Annotated in this window: 3 protein-coding genes and 1 pseudogene; 3 read left to right on the top strand and 1 reads right to left on the bottom strand. The window is 38.0% G+C overall.

Translation table 11 applies throughout. The features are described from left to right. A pseudogene (locus H7254_RS16225) lies at positions 1–382 on the top strand (hypothetical protein); the annotation flags it as partial. 42 nt (positions 383–424) lie between these two features. Here the strand turns inward: H7254_RS16225 and hppD are convergent. Then, positions 425–1,558, bottom strand: coding sequence for a 4-hydroxyphenylpyruvate dioxygenase (gene hppD / locus H7254_RS16230; RefSeq protein WP_301933961.1), 1,134 nt, complete (start codon positions 1,556–1,558; stop codon positions 425–427). A gap of 61 nt (positions 1,559–1,619) precedes the next feature. On the opposite strand from hppD, the gene H7254_RS16235 reads away from it, so the two are divergent. Together H7254_RS16235 and H7254_RS16240 are read left to right on the top strand one after the other, a co-directional pair. Continuing rightward, the gene (locus H7254_RS16235) at positions 1,620–1,850 is read left to right on the top strand and encodes a hypothetical protein (protein ID WP_301933962.1); all 231 of its coding nucleotides are present in this window, start codon (positions 1,620–1,622) and stop codon (positions 1,848–1,850) included. Positions 1,851–1,960: 110 nt separating this feature from the next. Continuing rightward, a complete protein-coding gene (locus H7254_RS16240; protein ID WP_301933963.1) occupies positions 1,961–2,779 on the top strand; it encodes a methylated-DNA--[protein]-cysteine S-methyltransferase in 819 nt (272 codons plus the stop codon). Positions 2,780–2,902 lie beyond the last annotated feature (123 nt).

The raw sequence follows: 2,902 nt of genomic DNA on the forward strand, positions 1-2,902 counted from the left end.
TTATGTTAGTGGTACCAAAATGCGGGTAACGGTTATTTATGGCTACAATAACAAGAAAAATACCATTGGCTATTTAGAAAAATCCACGGCCAATAGTTTTACTACGGAAGCTAAATACAATGTGCTTTCCAGCAGTAGTATCAATGCAAGATTTTCATTAAGTAATATACAATTTTCTTATGCGGCGGGTGGCTCCGCCAACTCTACTGTAGGTTATATTTTGTTGGATGGATTAATGCCGGGTAAAAATTATTTATGGAACCTGGAGTTTACCAAACGGCTTTCTGGAAATATAGAAATGACCATTCAATATGATGGCCGAAAACCAGGCGAGTCAAGGACAGTTCATATTGGAAGAGCAACTGTAAGGGCGATTTTCTAATTGTGATTTTTCACTACAAAGTGAAAAATCTCAAGATAGTTTTTATAAATTTCCCCTTGCATCTTGTTCTCTCTCCAGGGCTTCAAACAGTGCTTTAAAATTCCCCTTACCAAAACTTTTTGCCCCTTTACGCTGGATGATTTCGAAGAAAAGGGTAGGTCTGTCTTCCAGCGGTTTGCTGAAGATCTGGAGCAAGTAACCTTCCTCATCCCTGTCAATTAATATACCTAGTTCCTGCAAGGGCGCTAGGTCTTCATCAATTTCTCCAACCCTGTCCAATACATTCGCATAATAACTGGCCGGTATATTTAAAAACTCAATCCCCCTTTTTTGTAATTCAGTTACAGTCTTTACAATATCATTGGTGGCTATCGCTACATGCTGTACGCCTTCGCCGTTGTAAAAATCCAGGTACTCTTCTACCTGGCTTTTCTTTTTACCTTCAGCGGGCTCATTGATGGGGAATTTTACATACCCATTACCATTACTCATCACCTTGCTCATTAAAGCAGAATATTCTGTAGAAATATCATTGTCATCAAAGGTCAAAATATTTTTAAACCCCATTACTTCTTCATAAAATTTCACCCAGGGATTCATTTGATTCCAATCTACGTTACCTACACAATGATCAACATACAGCAGCCCTGTATCGGTAGGGTTATAGTTGCTTTCCCACTTTTTAAAGCCGGGCATGAATAAACCTTTGTAATTTTTTCTCTCGACAAATAGGTGAACAGTTTCTCCATAGGTGTGGATGCCACTTAAAACTACTTCACCGTCTGTATCTGATAAAATAGTTGGCTCCAGGTAAGACTTGCCTCCACGTTTAGTGGTTTCTTCCCATGCCCTGGTAGCATCATCTACTTTTAAAGCCAACACTTTTACACCATCCCCATGTTTAGAAACATGGTCCGCTATAGGATTGTTTTTTCTTAATGCTGTAGTTAAAACAAAGGTGAGTTTATGCTGGCGAATTACATAACTAACTTTGTCTTTCATGCCAGTCTCGGGTCCGGCATAGGCAAGTGACTGAAAGCCAAATGCGGTTTTATAAAAATGAGCTGCCTGCTTGGCATTGCCAACATAAAACTCTACATAATCGGTGCCTTGCAGCGGCAAAAAATCGTTGGTCACCGTATCAAATTTTTTGGATGATGAGGTAGTTGTTTCCATGAAAAATAGATTGAATTATAAGAAGTAATTGATAAATAAAACCTGCTTTTTAAAGCGGAGAATGGAACTTAAAGTTTCCAGCGTTTCTTTAGAGGTTGGGGTAACAAGCATCCATGGCCAGCGTAAGTTTCAGCAAAAAATATTTGCTGCGTTTGTCATTGAATATTTTATGTGGATAGTCTGGAATCATTGCTGTGGTAAAGGTAAATTTCTTTTTGTGAAAAGTGAACTTGGACTTTATTTTATAGTGGATAGTGAAAAGGTTGGCGCTTTCTTTAATTATAGGCTGTGAATTTTTAATGATAGATGTGGTGCAGGATTTAGATAGCATCTCAATAGCGCAAGTTTCGGGTTGTAATAGAACATAGATGATGATACATTTGCTAGACAAAAATTAATAAGATGAATGGACAGGAACAATTGAATTACAATCGAATTGCAGCCGCAATTGAATACATCCGGCAAAATTTTAAAAATCAGCCAACCCTGGATGAGGTTGCTGAAAAAATAAATTTAAGCCCCTTTCATTTCCAGCGATTATTTTCTGAATGGGCAGGTGTAAGCCCAAAAAGTTTTCTGCAATACATAAGTGTTGCCCATGCCAGGCACATACTTAAAAATAAACAGGTAACGTTGTTGGATGCAGCTTTGGAAACGGGCCTTTCCGGCACCGGGCGCCTGCATGATATGTTTATTAAAATTGATGGGATGACGCCGGGTGAATATAAAAATGGCGGTGAAAATCTTTACATTAATTATAGCTATGCAGAAAGTCCATTTGGGAATATTTTGGTTGCATCAACCCCTAAAGGTATATGTTATATGGCTTTTGCAGATGAAGAGCATACTGCCATAAATGCTTTGCAGCAACTTTTTCCGAATGCTCATTTTAACCAAATGGTTGATATCATTCAACAACAGGCATTATATATTTTTACTAAAGACTGGCAACAACTCCCTCAAATAAAATTACATCTAAAAGGAACACAATTTCAGTTGAAAGTTTGGGAAACCTTATTAAAAATACTAACAGGACAATTGTGTACTTATGGAAATATTGCTGTTTCTATTGCAGTGCCAACTGCTTCAAGGGCCGTTGGCACTGCAATAGGGAGCAACCCGGTAGCTTTTTTAATTCCCTGTCATAGGTTTATTCAATCCTCTGGATTATTGGGTGGTTATATGTGGGGACCTACCAGAAAAGCAGTCATCATTGGTTAGGAAGCGGCTAATACTTTCAAGAAAATCAATTAAATGGTGGAGTAATTAGGCGGTTTAAATAAAGTGGGATGTTTAAATTTCAATGGGTCGGGTTCAAATATCTGTAGATTATTTTGGCAAGAA

This window comes from Ferruginibacter sp., from assembly GCF_014377975.1.
Taxonomy (GTDB): Bacteria; Bacteroidota; Bacteroidia; order Chitinophagales; family Chitinophagaceae; genus Ferruginibacter.